The organism is Sphingopyxis solisilvae (genome assembly GCF_015475875.1).
Classification (GTDB): Bacteria; Pseudomonadota; Alphaproteobacteria; order Sphingomonadales; family Sphingomonadaceae; genus Sphingopyxis; species Sphingopyxis solisilvae.
Genome location: NZ_JADKYM010000004.1, coordinates 119,934 through 133,910, shown reverse-complemented (window position 1 = coordinate 133,910; position 13,977 = coordinate 119,934). Strand labels below are relative to the sequence as shown.

General features: G+C 65.6%; 12 protein-coding genes and 1 tRNA gene. All 13 read left to right on the top strand.

The annotated features are described in order from the left end of the window. The first annotated feature begins 1 nt into the window (after position 1). The 13 genes from IR187_RS04640 to IR187_RS04580 all read left to right on the top strand — a co-directional run bounded on the left by IR187_RS04640 (position 2) and on the right by IR187_RS04580 (position 13,875). Positions 2 to 865: an XrtA system polysaccharide deacetylase gene (locus IR187_RS04640; protein ID WP_194953536.1), complete on the top strand. Its 864-nt coding sequence runs from the start codon at positions 2 to 4 to the stop codon at positions 863 to 865. Continuing rightward, a complete protein-coding gene (locus tag IR187_RS04635; protein ID WP_407699069.1) occupies positions 847 to 1,929 on the top strand; it encodes a FemAB family XrtA/PEP-CTERM system-associated protein in 1,083 nt (360 codons plus the stop codon). Before IR187_RS04640 ends, IR187_RS04635 begins: the two co-directional genes overlap by 19 nt. A gap of 107 nt (positions 1,930 to 2,036) precedes the next feature. Continuing rightward, a complete protein-coding gene (locus IR187_RS04630; RefSeq protein ID WP_194953534.1) occupies positions 2,037 to 3,242 on the top strand; it encodes a TIGR03087 family PEP-CTERM/XrtA system glycosyltransferase in 1,206 nt (401 codons plus the stop codon). Next, positions 3,239 to 4,717, top strand: a complete 1,479-nt coding sequence (gene xrtA / locus IR187_RS04625) for an exosortase A (protein WP_194953533.1) — start codon at positions 3,239 to 3,241, stop codon at positions 4,715 to 4,717. Before IR187_RS04630 ends, xrtA begins: the two co-directional genes overlap by 4 nt. Before the next feature lie 10 nt (positions 4,718 to 4,727). After that, entirely contained in the window at positions 4,728 to 6,623 is a 1,896-nt protein-coding gene (locus tag IR187_RS04620; RefSeq protein WP_194953532.1) for an XrtA/PEP-CTERM system amidotransferase, read from the top strand. A gap of 146 nt (positions 6,624 to 6,769) precedes the next feature. Continuing rightward, on the top strand, positions 6,770 to 7,954 hold the full coding sequence (locus IR187_RS04615) for a GNAT family N-acetyltransferase (protein ID WP_194953531.1): 1,185 nt from the start codon (positions 6,770 to 6,772) through the stop codon (positions 7,952 to 7,954). After that, on the top strand, positions 7,951 to 8,817 hold the full coding sequence (locus tag IR187_RS04610; protein WP_194953530.1) for a cupin-like domain-containing protein: 867 nt from the start codon (positions 7,951 to 7,953) through the stop codon (positions 8,815 to 8,817). Before IR187_RS04615 ends, IR187_RS04610 begins: the two co-directional genes overlap by 4 nt. Before the next feature lie 73 nt (positions 8,818 to 8,890). Then, positions 8,891 to 9,136, top strand: a complete 246-nt coding sequence (infA, locus tag IR187_RS04605) for a translation initiation factor IF-1 (protein WP_194953529.1) — start codon at positions 8,891 to 8,893, stop codon at positions 9,134 to 9,136. 31 nt (positions 9,137 to 9,167) lie between these two features. Further along, positions 9,168 to 9,737, top strand: a complete 570-nt coding sequence (locus tag IR187_RS04600; protein WP_194953528.1) for a Maf family protein — start codon at positions 9,168 to 9,170, stop codon at positions 9,735 to 9,737. Further along, positions 9,730 to 10,713 (top strand): Rne/Rng family ribonuclease, encoded by a 984-nt coding sequence (locus tag IR187_RS04595; protein WP_194953527.1) that lies wholly within the window; start codon positions 9,730 to 9,732, stop codon positions 10,711 to 10,713. Before IR187_RS04600 ends, IR187_RS04595 begins: the two co-directional genes overlap by 8 nt. Continuing rightward, entirely contained in the window at positions 10,703 to 10,885 is a 183-nt protein-coding gene (locus IR187_RS04590) for a DNA gyrase inhibitor YacG (RefSeq protein WP_194953526.1), read from the top strand. Before IR187_RS04595 ends, IR187_RS04590 begins: the two co-directional genes overlap by 11 nt. A 94-nt stretch (positions 10,886 to 10,979) precedes the next feature. Continuing rightward, positions 10,980 to 11,055, top strand: a tRNA-Phe gene (locus IR187_RS04585). 219 nt (positions 11,056 to 11,274) lie between these two features. Then, a complete protein-coding gene (locus IR187_RS04580; protein ID WP_194953525.1) occupies positions 11,275 to 13,875 on the top strand; it encodes a TonB-dependent receptor in 2,601 nt (866 codons plus the stop codon). Positions 13,876 to 13,977 lie beyond the last annotated feature (102 nt).

The window sequence follows — 13,977 nt, the reverse complement described above, 5'->3', positions numbered from 1 at the left end:
AATGATGCAAAACGGCCTGTCGGTCGATGTCGAGGACTGGTTCCAGGTCGGCGCCTTTGAGCGCACGATCGACCGTGCCGACTGGCCGACGCTCGAGTGCCGGGTCGAGGCGAATTGCGACGCGGTGCTGCAGATTTTCGCCGATGCGGGGGCGAAGGGGACGTTCTTCACGCTCGGCTGGGTCGCTGAACGCTATCCGGCGCTGATCAAACGGATTGTCGGCGCGGGGCATGAACTCGCGAGCCATGGGTATGACCACAAGCGCGTGTTCAACATGACTGCGCACGAATTTGCCACGGACATCAAACAGACGCAGGCGATCCTCGAAGATCTGGGCGGGGTCGCGGTGCGCGGTTATCGCGCGCCGAGTTTTTCGGTCGATACGCGCACGCCCTGGGCGCATGCCGTGCTCGCCGAGCAGGGCTATGCCTATTCGAGCAGCGTCGCGCCGGTGGTCCATGACCATTATGGTTGGCCGCAAAGCCCGCGCCATGCGTGGCGGCCGCTGCCCGATAGCGACCTGGTCGAATGGCCGGTGACGACGGCGCGCTTTGCCGGACGGACGCTCGCGGCGGGCGGCGGCGGCTTTATGCGGATGCTGCCCTATGGCTTCACCCGCTGGGCGATCGCGCGGATGAACGCCGAGGGGCATCCGGCGATCCTCTATTTCCACCCATGGGAAATCGACCCCGGCCAGCCGCGCGTCGCCGATGCGCCGGTCAAATCGAAAATCCGTCATTACAGCGGCTTGTCGGCCATGGCTGGCAAACTGAAGAAACTGCTCGCCGATTTCGAATGGACGCGCGCCGATGCGTTGCTCGCGGCGCAGCAGGACCGCGCGCAGCCGTGGCGCGCGGCGGCGTGAATGCGCCGAGCTTTCCGGTGAAGGATGGCTTTTCCGGCGCGCCGCTGTCCGACGCGGCGGCGTGGGATGCCTATGTCGCGGCGCATCCGCAGGCGACGCCCTTTCACAGTCGCGCGTGGTGCGAGGCCATCACCGCGGCGACCGGGCATGTCTGCCATCTGGTCACCGCGCGCGACGCGGGCGGAGCGCTGACCGGGTTGTTGCCGCTCCACCATGTCCGCTCGCCGCTGTTCGGGCAGGCGCTGGTCGGCAGCGGTTTTGCGGTCGATGGCGGGATATTGGCGGACAATCCGGCGGTCGCGGCGACGTTGGCCGAGGGTGCGGCGGCGATGGCGCAATCGCTGGGGGTACCATCGGTCGAACTGCGCGGCGGTTCGCAGCCGGATGGCGAAGGCTGGCGGCGCGAGGAAGGCGTTTACGCCGGTTTTGCGCGCGACCTTGCCAGCGACGACGATGCCGAATTGCTCGCGATCCCGCGCAAGCAGCGCGCCGAAGTCCGCAAGGTGCTGGAGAGCGGCTTGACCGTGACCAGCGGGCGCGATGCGCGCGAGCGGCAAGATCATTATCATGTCTATGCGACCAGTGTCCGCAATCTCGGGACGCCGGTGTTCCCCAAGGCGTTGTTCGATGCGGTGCTCGATGCGTTCGGCGACGACGCCGATATTTTGACCGTGCGGCAGGACGGGCGCGCGGTTGCGAGCGTGCTCAGCCTGTATTGGCGCGGCACGGTGATGCCCTATTGGGGCGGCGGCACTGCCGATGCACGGCGGCTGCGCGCCAACGAACTGATGTATTTCGCGCTGATGCGCCATGCGCGGGCGAAGGGCTGTACGCGGTTCGATTTCGGGCGTTCGAAGGTCGGGACCGGACCCTTTAGCTACAAAAAGAACTGGGGTTTCGAGCCGCAGCCGCTGGTCTATGCGCGCTGGCTGGCGCCGGGCGAGGCGCCGCGCGATACCAATCCGAACAGCGCCAAATATCGGTTGCAGGTCGATCTGTGGAAGAAACTGCCGCTGTGGGCGGCGAACCGGATCGGGCCGCTGATTGCGCGCGGATTGGGGTAGCGCGGTTGTTATCAGACCCAGCGTCATTGCGAGCGAAGCGAAGCAATCCAGAGTGGCGTAAACCGCTCTGGATTGCTTCGCTTCGCTCGCAATGACGGAGAGCGGTGATGCCCGAAATCCTGTTCCTCGTGCACCGCGCGCCCTGGCCTCCCGATCGCGGCGACCGGATCCGCAGCTGGCATATGTTCGAGGCGTTGGCGAAGCTGGCGCCGGTGCATGTTGCGGCACTCGCCGATAATGAACAGGATGCCGCGATAGCGCGTGACAAAATGTCGCGGTTTTACAAGAGTTTGACGATCGAAGTGCGCAACGTGTCGCGCCCGGTGGCACTGGCGCAGGCGGTGCTCCGCGGCGAGCCGGTGTCGAACCGACTGTTCAAACATGCTGCGCTCGCGCGTCATGTCGATGCGTTGATCCGCGGTGGGAGCATCACCCATATCGTCGGCTTTTCGGGCCAGATGGCACAATATCTTCCTGCCAATTTTGACGGACCGGTATTGATGGATTTTGTCGACGTCGATTCGGCCAAATTCGCGACCTATGCCGAGCAGGACAAGCGCCAGCCGTTGCACTGGGTGCATCAGCGCGAGGCGCAGGTGCTCGGCGCTTATGAGGCTGGCGTGGCACGGCGCGTCGATGTGAGCCTGTTCGTCAGCGAGGCCGAGGCGGCGCTGTTCCGCCAGCGTAGCGGGCTGGGCGCCGACAAGGTGCGTGCGGTCGAGAATGGCATCGACACCGACCGGTTCGACCCCGCGCTGACATTCGACACGGTCGATGGCGGTGAGGGGCCGCTGGCGGTGTTCACCGGCCAGATGGACTATCGCCCCAATATCGACGCCGTACGCTGGTTTGCCGCCGATATATTGCCGCTGATCCAGCGGCAGGACCCGGCAGCGCGCTTCGCGATCGTCGGGCGCGCGCCGACCGACGAGGTACGCGCGCTTGCCAAGCTGCCCGGCGTGATCGTGACCGGCGAGGTTCGCGATGTGCGGCCGTGGCTCGCCGCCGCCGATGCGGTGGTGGCGCCGCTGCTGCTGGCGCGCGGGGTGCAGAATAAATTGCTCGAGGCGATGGCGATGGCGCGGCCGGTCGTCGCCAGTGCCGCCGCTGCCGAAGGAATTGATGCGGTGGCGGGTGAACATCTGCTGGTCGCCGACGATGCCGCGGGTATGGCCGCTGCCATCGGGTCGCTGTTCTCCGATCGCGAGGCCGCGGCCAAGATGGGACGGGCGGCGCGCGCGCGGATGATCGCGCGTTATGGCTGGGACGCCCGGCTGGCGCCGCTCGGTGAGTTGCTGGGGTTGCCCGCATGACGATGTGGCAACGCCATCTGGGCGCGCTCGCGCTGCTGTCGGCGGCGATCCTGGCAATCTTCTGGCGCGATGCCGCCGATATGGCGGGCATCTGGTGGCATAGCTCGACCTTTACCCATTGCCTGCTGATGGTGCCGATGATCGGCTGGCTGGTGTCGCAGCGCCTCGACCTGCTGCGCCCGCTGACCCCCAGCTTTTGGTGGCCCGCGCTAGTATGGATGGCGGGGGCGGGACTGGTGTGGCTGGTCGGCGAGGCGGCGGGCGTCGGATTGTTCCGCCAGCTCGGGCTGGTGCTGATGCTGCAAGGCGCGGTCGGCGCGGCGCTGGGCGAGAAGCTGGTGCGCGGGCTGCTGTTCCCGCTCGGCTATGCGCTGTTGCTGGTGCCGTTCGGCGAGGAACTGGTGCCGCTGCTCCAGACCTTTACCGCGCATATCAGCGTCATCCTGCTCCACCTGTCGGGCATTTCCGCCGAGATGGAGGGGGTGTTCATCACGACGCCCGCCGGGTTCTTCGAGGTCGCCGAGGAATGTTCGGGGGTCAATTTCCTGATCGCGATGCTCGCCTATGCGGTGTTTGCGGCGCATCTGTGTTTCAAAAGCTGGACGCGGCGGATCGCCTTTGTGGTCGCGGCGCTGGCGACGACGATCCTCGCCAATGCGCTGCGCGCCTATGGCACGATGGTCGCCGCCGAAATCTGGGGGATCGAGGCGGCGGGCGGCATCGACCATATTTTCTATGGCTGGATCTTTTTCGGGCTGGTGATCGCGATCGTGATGCTGGTGGCGTGGCGCTGGTTCGACCGGCCCGCTAACGATGTTGCGGTCGATGTGGGCGGGCTTGGTAGCCCGTCGCGTTTTGTTGGCCCGGCCAAGGCGGTGTTGGCTGCGGCGCTGGCGATCCCGTTGATCTTTGTTGGCTGGGTATGGCTGGTCGGCGGACGTAGCGCGCCGTTGCCCGAGACGATGGCGGTCGAGGCGCCGCGCGGATGGAGCGAAGCGCGCGCCGAGGGCATGGCGTGGACGCCGCGCTTCGACGGCGCCGACCAGCGGCTGCTGCGCCATTTTGTCGATGCCGACGGGCGGCGGGTGACGGTGGCGATCGGTGGTTATGAACGCCAGGCCGAGGGCCGCGAGGTCGTCGCGTTCGGGCAGGGGGCGGTCGACCCCGACAGCCGATGGGCGTGGAGCGCGTCGCTGCCCACCGTCGAGGGCGCCAAGACCGAACGGTTGCTGCACCCGGGACCAGTGCTGCGCGATGCGGCGACCTGGTATGTCGTCGATGGCGCGGTGACCGGCGATCCGCGGCGGGCGAAGCTGGCGGGGCTGAGAGCGCGCCTGCTGGGCGGTGATCCGCGTGCGCTGTCGCTGATCGTGTCGAGCGAGGAGCGGCAGGGCGGGCGCGATGCGATAGAGGATTTTGTTTCCGCGTCGGGCGGAGCCAAGGCAATGGCTGACCGCGCCTTGAAAACCCGCTAGGGACCGCGCCATGTGTGGGATTGCGGGCATCTATCATCTGGAAACGGCGAAGCCCGTCGATCCGGCGCGGCTGCGCGCGATGCTGCAACCTATGCAGCATCGCGGCCCCGACGGAGCGGGCGAGTGGACCGCGGCGGGCGTCGGGCTGGGCCATCTGCGCCTGTCGATCATCGACATCGAGGGCAGCCCGCAGCCCATGGCGAGCGACGATGAGGCGGTGACGCTCACCTACAATGGCGAAATCTATAATTTCCGCGAGCTGCGCGCCGAGCTGGAGGATCGCGGCCACCGCTTCCGCACCAGCGGCGACACCGAGGTGATCATCGCGGCGTGGCGGCAATGGGGGCCGGACTGCCTGTCGCGGCTGAACGGCATGTTCGCCTTTGCGATCCACGATCATCAGCGCGGTTGTCTGTTTCTGGCGCGCGACCGCTTGGGGGTGAAACCGCTGCATTATGCGCGGCTGTCGGATGGGTCGGTGGCGTTTGCGTCCGAGCTGAAAGGGCTGCTGCGCAATCCGTTGCTGCGGCAGGAAGCCAATCTGACCGCGATCGAGGATTTCCTCGCCTTTGGCTATGTCCCCGACGACAATTGCATCGTCGCGGGGGTCGAGAAGCTGCCCGCGGGCCACTTCCTGTTGCTCGAACGCGGCAAGCCGGTTCCTGCGCCGACGCGCTGGTGGGGGCCCGATTTTTCGAAGCGCATCAGGGCTTCGGAAGGCGAGGCGGCCGAGCATCTGGTCCACCTGATGCGCGCGGCGGTGACCGACCGCATGGTCGCCGACGTGCCGCTCGGCGCCTTTCTGTCGGGTGGGGTCGACAGCAGCGCTGTCGTCGCGTTGATGGCGGAGGCGAGTTCCAAGGCGGTCAAGACCTGCACGATCGGGTTCGATCAGGCGGCGCTCGACGAGACGGCCTACGCCCAGCAAATTTCCGAGCGGTTCGCGACCGATCATCGCACGCGCACCGTGTCATCGGGCGACTTCGGGCTGGTCGATACGATCGCCGATCATTTCGACGAACCCTTTGCCGACGCCAGCGCGCTGCCGACGTACCGAGTGTGCGAACTGGCGCGCGAGGAGGTGACGGTAGCGCTATCGGGCGACGGCGCCGACGAGGCGTTTGCTGGGTACCGTCGGCTGGTGTTCCAGCATCAGGAAGAAAAGCTGCGCGGGCTGATCCCCGGCTTCCTGCGCCGCGGGGTGCTGGGGCCGCTGGCGAAGGTCTGGCCGCCGATGGACTGGGCGCCGCGCCCGCTGCGCGCCCGCGCGACGCTCGCCAGCCTGTCGAAGAGCGGGGCGGAGGGCTATGCCGAAGCGGTCGGGGTCACCGGCGTGGGGCAGCGGTCGCGCCTGTTCAACGATGCGGCGCATCACGCGCTGGGCGATCATGTCGCCGAGGCGCGCTATTGGAAAGCGATGTCTGAGGCACCGGCGCGCGAGCCGCTCGACCGCGCACAATATGCCGATCTGATGATCTGGCTGCCCGGCGACATCCTGAACAAGACCGACCGCATGAGCATGGCGGTCAGCCTGGAGGCGCGCGAGCCATTGCTCGATTACCGGCTGATCGAATTTGCCGCGAGCCTGCCCGCGTCGATGCGGGTCAAGGGATCAACCGGCAAGGCGATCATGAAGCAGGCGATGGAACGCTATCTGCCGCACGACATCCTGTACCGTCCGAAGATGGGGTTTGTGACCCCGGTGTCGCAGTGGTTCCGCGGGGCGTTGGTCGAGCAGGCGAGGGGACTGGCGACGTCGTCGACACTGGCGCGGTCGGGCTGGTTCGACATGGCCGAGATCGAACGGATCGTCGCTGCGCACCAGTCGGGGCGGCGCGACCATGGGCGGTTGATCTGGCAGTTTTTCATGCTGGAGAAGTCGCTGGCGAAATTGTTCGGGATTTGAGGATCATCCGTCGCCCCCGCGCAGGCGGGGGCCGCTGTAGGTTTACGCCGCGAAGCAGGAATAGACCGCTTGCGGCCTCCGCCTGCGCGGGGGCGACGGTCATTTCAGCCACCCCATTTTAACTCCTTCCTGCTAACCTCCACCCGATGACGGTGCATCCCGCCTTTCCCGCCAACGCCGCCACCGCCGAACCGCTGACGGTGCGCGTGGTCGATCCGCTGGCGCTGTCGGACGAGCTGGCGGCGGCTTGGGACCGGCTGGCGGCGGAGGCGAGCGAGCCGAACCCCTTTGCCGAACGCTGGTGCCTGCAATCGGCGCTGCACCTGCTCGATCCGGAGCGGCACGCGCGGCTGGTGATGGTGCGCGACGGCAGCGACGGGCCGGTGATCGGGATCATGCCGATCGCGCTGGCGACGCATTATGGTCGCCTGCCGCTGCGCCATGTCACCGGTTGGGCGCATCCCAATCATTTCCATGGCGCGCCCCTGGTTCGCGTGGGGTTTGAGCGGCTGTTCTGGTCGATCCTGCTCGGCTGGTGCGATGCGGCACCGTGGGCGCGAACCTTGCTGCGCGTGCCGCGGCTGACCGAGGACGGGCCGCTGAATCGCGCTTTGGTCGATGTCGCGCGGGTGCGCGGGGGTGAGGCCGAGCTGGTGCACCGCGAGGAACGCGCGCTGCTCGACAGCGACCTGTCGCCTGCGGAGTATTGGGATGCCGCGGTGCGTGCCAAGAAGCGCAAGGAACTCAGGCGGCAGGCGAACCGGCTCGCCGAACAGGGTGCGGTGCGCTTTCGGCGCTGGCAGGCGGGCGAAGCGATCGAGCCGTGGATCGATACGTTTCTCGATCTTGAGGCGCGCGGCTGGAAGGGTCGTGCCGGATCGGCGCTCGCCAGCCACAGTGACACGCAGGCGTGGTTCCGCGCGATTCTGACCGGCGCTGCTGCGGCGGGACGGCTCGACATGCGTGCGCTCGATCTGGATGAACAGCCGCTCGCCATGCTGGTCAACTTCCTGGCGCCGCCGGGCGGCTTTTCGTTCAAGACCGCGTTCGACGAGGATTATGCCCGTTTTTCGCCGGGCGTGCTGTTGCAGCAAGCCAATCTTGACTTGCTGGAGGATCCGACGATCGCCTGGGTCGACAGTTGCGCCGCGCCGGACCATCCGATGATCGACAGCGTCTGGCGCGAGCGACGGGCGCTGGTGTGGGTCAATGCCGCGCTGTCGTCGCCCGGCGACCGGCTTCGCTTTGCCATGCTGACCCGCGCCGAACGCCTCTGGCGCCGTCGCAAGGGTGACGCCGCCTCCAAAACTGGAATAGAAGAACTGCCATGACCGCGCATCGTCCCATCGCCCGCAGCGTTTTTCCGCCCGCCACCTTGGCGCGCATGGCGGAACTGTACCCGCTGCACGCGGGGTTGTTGCACCACGACCTGCCCGATCATCCGCTGCTGACGATCGATGCGCTGGCGCAGCTTGGCGAGGCTCTCCCCGCGAGCGAGGTCGAATATAATCCGGGCAATGTTCCGATCGGGATCCGCCCCGAAGATATTCCCTCGAACGGCCTGTCGATAGGCGAGACGATCCGCACGATCGACAGCAACGGCAGCTGGGCGGTGCTCAAGAATATCGAGAATGTCCCCGCCTATCGCGCGTTGCTGATGGACCTGCTCGGCGAACTCGAACCGGTGGTGGTGCCGCGCACCGGGGCGATGGTGACGCCACAGGGGTTCATCTTCATTTCGTCGCCGGGTTCGATCACGCCGTATCATTTCGACCCCGAGCACAATATCCTGCTGCAATTGCGCGGGACCAAGGTGATGAACGTCTGGCCGTCGGGCGACGAGCGTTTTGCGGCACAGTATGAGCACGAGCGCTACCACACCGGCGGCCACCGCAATTTGCCGTGGGATGATCGGTTCGAAGGCGCGCAGCAAAAGGTCGCGCTGGCGCCGGGCGATGCCGTGCTGATGCCCGTGATGGCGCCGCATTATGTCGCCAACGGCGACGCGCCGTCGATCTCGCTGTCAATCACCTGGCGCAGCGAATGGAGCTATCGCGAGTCCGAAGCGCATGTCGCCAACGCTATGCTCCGTCGCTTCGGTCTGAACCCCGCAACGCCGCCGCGCTGGCCCAGCTATGCGCGCGGCAAGACACTGGCATGGCGCGCGGCGCGCAAGCTTGGCCTGGTTGAATGACAGATCGCTTTCCATCGCGGCCAATTGCCGCTATGGGCGCGCATCATTTCAAAGCGAAACCCATTGAGGACTGATGGCGAAAGAAGAACTTCTGGAAATGCGCGGCCAGGTGGTCGAACTGCTGCCCAACGCGATGTTTCGCGTCAAACTGGAAAATGACCACGAAATTCTGGGCCACACGGCCGGAAAGATGCGCAAGAACCGCATCCGCGTGCTGGTCGGTGACGAGGTGCTCGTCGAACTTACCCCCTATGACCTGACCAAGGGTCGGATCACCTATCGCTTCATGCCGGGTCGTGGCGGCCCCGGACCGCAATAATGCCGTCCGGCGCGGCGAATGGGCCGCGCGCATGAAACTGGTTCTTGCCTCGACATCGCCGCGCCGCCGGGAGTTGCTGGCGCGCATCGGCGTGACTCCGGCGCGTATAGCTTCGCCTGACATCGACGAAACGCCCCTGCCGCGCGAATTGCCGCGCGACTATGTGGCCCGGCTTGCCAGGGGCAAGGCACTGGCGGTCGAACGCGGCGCGGACGAGGCGGTGCTGGCCGGCGACACCACCGTCGCCGTCGGACGGCGCATCCTGGAAAAGCCGGTCGACGAGGCCGACCTGCGCCGGATGCTGGCGCTGCTGTCAGGACGGCGCCACCATGTGTGGTCGGGCGTGTGCGTCGTCGGTGTCGACAACAAGCCGCGCCTCCGCGTGGCCGACACCATCGTCGCGTTCAAGGTGCTCAGCGCAGCCGAGATCGACTGGTATGTCGAATGTGGCGAGGGCATGGGCAAGGCGGGCGGCTATGCCATTCAGGGCCGGGCCGAGTCTTTTGTCCGTTTTCTGTCGGGCAGCCATTCGAACGTCGTCGGCTTGCCGCTGTTTGAAACGCGAACGCTGCTGACCAGCGCCGGAATCCCCCTTGGCTGAATGGCTGTACGAAGCCGGGATCGGCGAGGCACGCGCCGCGCTGGTCGATGGCGACACCATATTGGAAGCGCGGATCGAACGCGAAGGGGAGGGGCCGCGCGTCGGCGCGATTGTTGCGGCGCGGTTGGTCGAGGCAGGCAAATCGCCAAAAGTAGCGCTCGACTGGCCCGGAGCGCCCACCGCCTCGCTGACGGGATTGCCGCCCGCGATATCGACGGGTGCGGCGCTGACGGTCGAAATCACCCGCATGGCGCTGCGTGAGCGCGGACGTGACAAACCCGCCCGCGCGCGGGTCGCCGAGACGGGGGCAGCGATTGGCGACGGCCCCGACCTGCGCGCGCGCATCGTCGCCAGCGGACTGCCGGTGATCGAGCTGCGCCCGACCGGTCCCGACCGGCTGGAGCAGGCGGGCTGGTCCGAACTGATCGACCAGGTTCGCAGGGGTCACTGGCCGTTCGCGGGTGGCGCCTTGTGGGTCGATGCGACGCCGGCGATGCTGCTGATCGATATCGATGGCGATGGAGATGCGCTGGAACTCGCAAAAGCCGGGGCGGTCGCCGCGGCGGCCCTGATCCGCCGCTGCGACATCGGCGGGTCGATCGGGATCGATTTCCCGTCACTGCCCGATCGCGCCGCACGCCACGCGGTCGATGCCGCCGTCGACGCCATGCTGCCGCCGCCTTTCGAGCGCACCGCGGTCAACGGCTTTGGCTTCATGCAGATCGTCCGACGCCGCGACCGCCCATCGCTGATCGAACAGATATGCCTCGACCCGATGGCGACCGATGCCACCTTGCTGTTCCGCCAAGCCGAGCGTGCGGTAGGGACGGGGCGGCTGACGCTAACGGCAAGGCCAGGATTGACCGCGTATATTGCGGCGCGCCCGGAATGGATTGCCGCGTTGCAAAGCCGCACCGGCCGACCGGTTGCGCTCGTCGCCGATGCGGCGGTAAAAGGCGCTGGCCATGCCCAATAAACCAGCGACATGCCCGTTATGCGGTGAACCGCGGCAGCCGCAGTTCAAGCCGTTTTGCAGTCGTGGATGCCGGGACCGTGATCTGCTTGCGTGGTTCGGCGAGGGCTATCGCGTCCCGGCCGACCAGCCGCCCGACGGTACCGCCGACGACGATCGTTTCGACGAAGGCTGATCCGGCAAAACAGCATTACAAAGGCTCTGGACAGGACAGAAAGCCGTGCCTATAGCCGCCGCTCGCCAGCGCGGCCAAGGGCCGCAGCGGCCCTGCCCGGGTAGCTCAGTTGGTAGAGCATGCGACTGAAAATCGCAGTGTCGGCGGTTCGATCCCGTCCCCGGGCACCATTCATCGGAAGAACAGGTAAGCATCCGACGCCGCCGGCGTCCGTTTTATGTTGCAGTGCAAACTGTTGCTTTTCGGTCACTATTTTTCAGAAAATCGGCATCGTGTCATCGCGCTGCGTTGACGGAGCGCGCCGCGATATTACAGCGGACCGATCCGGTGAGGCATCTCCCACCTTGGCCAAAGGCCGCGCCTGCACCGATTTGGAGAGAGAAGACATCATGACTTTGCGCAACCTTTTGCTGGGCGCCACCATGCTGTGCGCCGGTGCCACCCCTGCCTATGCTTTCGCTCAGGACGCCGCGCCGGCGGCCAACGACACCGATTATGGCAACGAGATTATCGTCACGGCGAGCAAGCGCTCGCAGACGTTGCAGGACACGCCGGTTGCCGTATCGGTGACGTCGGCGGCGCAGCTTGAGGAATCGCAGATCCGCGACCTCATCGACCTGCAGACCGCGGTACCCAGCCTGCGCGTGTCGCAGCTGCAATCGAGCGCCAACACCAACTTCATCATCCGCGGGTTCGGCAACGGCGCCAACAACGCCGGCATCGAACCGTCGGTCGGCGTGTTCATCGACGGCGTCTATCGCTCGCGCTCGGCGGCGCAGATCGGCGACCTTCCGAACGTCGAACGCATCGAAGTGCTGCGCGGGCCGCAATCGACGCTGTTCGGGAAAAATGCGTCGGCGGGCGTCATCAGCATCGTCACGCAGAAACCGCAGTATGACTTCGGTGGCTCGGCCGAAGTCACCTATGGCAATTTCAACGCGCTCACCGTCAAGGGCGACGTCACCGGCCCGATCAGCGACACGGTCGCCTTCTCGATCGGCGGTGCCTATAACCGCCGCGACGGTTACGCGAAGGATCTGAAACTCGACACCGACGTCAACGACCGCAACCGCTGGGGCGTGCGCGGCCAGTTGCTGTTCGAACCGACCGACGCGCTGTCGATCCGCCTGATCGGCGATTACGACAAGATCGACGAAAATTGCTGCATCGCCGGCAATGTCATCGCCGGACCGACGGTCGCGATCACCAACGCGCTGGCAGGTGGTCCCAGCGTCGATGCCAACAATCCCTTCTCGTACCGCGTTTACAACAATTTCCTGTCGTCGAACGAGATCGAAAATTACGGGGGGTCGGCGCAGATCGATTATGATCTGGGGGCGCTGGCGCTGACCTCGATCACTGCCTACCGTGAAGTGCGTGCGCTGACCAATCAGGATTCGGACTTCACCGGTGCCGACCTGATCGGCGAGAACAGCCAGAATCTGGGGATCGATACCTTTACCCAGGAACTGCGCCTGACCTCGGATTTCGACGGCCCGCTGAATTTTCTGGTCGGCGGCTATTATTTCAATGAAAAGATCAACCAGAAGAATGACATACGGTTCGGAACGCAGTTCCGTCCCTATGGCGACCAGCTGATTCGTGCGGCGAGCGGCAACGCGCTGAATGTCGCGCTGCTGGAACAGACCTTTGGCGCGCTCGAAGGTGCTCCGACGCGCTATATCGGCACGTTCTTCCGCGCGGGCGACGGTCTGGACGAAGCCTATACGCTCAAGAACGACGCCTTCTCGATTTTTGGCACGGTCGATTTCGAAGTGACCGACCGGCTGACGCTGTCGCTTGGTGGTAACTATACGAAGGACCGCAAGCGGTTTGCGACCGATGTGGTCAGCACCGATGTGTTTTCGGGCATCAACCTCGACGCGCCGCAATATGCGCCGTTCCGTAACCAGCTGCTGCTCGGCGGTGCGTTGCAACAGGCAGGCGTCAATCCGAACGATCCGGCAGCGGTCGGCGCATTTGCGACCAACCCCGCCACCGCGCCGATCTTTCAGCAGTTCGTCGCTTTTGCCAACGCGAACCAGAACAATCCCGCGGCGAACCCGCTCAACGGGCTGAAGGCGTTCCAGTTCCTGCCGCCGTTCCTGAACGTCCCCAATTCGGTGGAAAAGGCGAGGACGAACGACGGCGATTTCGCGTACAGCGTGCGCGCCGCCTATGAGTTGACCGACACGGTCAATATCTATGCGACCTATGCCACCGGCTTCAAGGCCAGCTCGGTCAACCTGTCGCGCGACAGCCGACCGCTGGCGTCGGACCTTCCCGCGATCACCGCGGCCGGTTTGCGGACCACCAACCTTGCGGCGGGTTCGCGCTTTGCGGCGCCCGAGGAATCGACGGTTTACGAATTCGGCCTGAAGGGCCAGTGGGATGTTGCGGCGGTGAACGTCGCGGTGTTCAAACAGTCGATCAAGGGGTTCCAGTCCAACGTCTTTACCGGAACCGGTTTCGCGCTCGCCAATGCCGGCAAGCAATCGACCTTTGGTATCGAGTTCGACGGATCGGTACGGCCGGTGCGCGGGCTTAACCTGACGCTGGCGGCGACCTATCTCGACGCCAAATATGACAGCTTCGTCAATTCGGCGTTTGGCGACATTTCGGGCACCACCCCGGCGGGCATCCCCGAACTGTCGATGACGATGGGCGCCACCTATACGCACGAATTTGCGGGCGGGACCAAGGCGATCGCGCATGTCGACTACAGCTATGAAAGCCCGGTCCAGATCGTCGAAGGTCTGGCCGGTTTCCCCGCCGGCGTCGCGGAAGGCTTGCAGCGCGAGGTCAACAGCCTCAACGCGTCGTTCACGATCCGCCTGACCAACGGGCTCGACGTCGGGGTGTGGGGTCGCAACCTGACCAACGCGCAGTATCTGACGACGATTTTCCCGGCCGTTGCGCAGGCAGGCAGTGTGTCGGGCTATCCCAGCCAGCCGCGTACCTATGGCGGCACCGTTCGCTTCAAATTCTGACCGTTGGGGCCGGGGCGAAAAACGCTTCGGCCCCCGGCCAGCGAATATAAAAAACCCCGGCCTCTCGATGGAGAGGCCGGGGTTTCTTTTTGGCGTTACCGT